Consider the following 798-nt stretch of genomic DNA (forward strand, 5'->3'; position numbering starts at 1 on the left):
ATCGACCCGAACGCCGATGCCGACGAGATGACGGCGCGCCGCCTGGCCGAGAGTTTCGCCGCCTATCTGAAGGCCTGCAAGCTCGACGAGCGGGCGCTTTCGACCTTGCCGCCCGGCCGCTTCCTGATGCCGGGCGATCTCGAAGGCTCGCCGGCCCTGACCTTCGCGCCACTGGCCGGGATCGACGACAAGCGCCCGCGCGCAGGCTCGCTGCACGCCATGATGGACAGGCGCTATGAGGCCTACAAGACGCATGTCGTCAAACCCTTTTTCCGGGAACACATCACCCGCCTCGACCGCCAGATCGTGCTGATCGACGCTATGCAGGCGCTGAACGCCGGCCCGGGCGCCATGGCCGACCTGGAACGCGCGGTGACCGAGATCCTCAGCTGTTTTCGCCCCGGCCGGGGCAGCTTCCTCACCGATCTGTTCTCGCGGCGCATCGACCGCATCCTGGTTGCCGCGACCAAGGCCGACCATCTGCATCACGAAAGCCATGACCGGCTGCAGGCGATCGTGCGGCGGCTTGCCGACCGCGCCGTGGCACGGGCGAATTTCACCGGCGCCGATGTCGATGTGGTCGCCATGGCGGCGGTGCGCGCGACGCGCGAAGGCACCGTCAGGCAAGGCCGGGAGACGCTTCCCGTCATCATCGGCACGCCGATAGCCGGTGAGAAGATCAACGGCGAAACCTTCGATGGAAAAACTGAAACAGCCATATTTCCCGGTGACTTACCGGAGAATATTGATGCGGTTTTCGATGTTTCGGGAGCCGATCACAGGCAGGACTCCGCGGAC

The 798-nt window shown here is 65.4% G+C and carries 1 protein-coding gene; it reads left to right on the forward strand.

The genetic code is table 11. From position 1 onward, the window contains the following. Positions 1-798: YcjX family protein (locus tag EN991_RS38315; protein ID WP_164769766.1), on the forward strand; the 798-nt coding region annotated here is incomplete at both ends.

Source organism: Mesorhizobium sp. M7A.F.Ca.US.005.03.2.1 (assembly GCF_003997795.1).
Classification (GTDB): Bacteria; Pseudomonadota; Alphaproteobacteria; order Rhizobiales; family Rhizobiaceae; genus Mesorhizobium; species Mesorhizobium ciceri.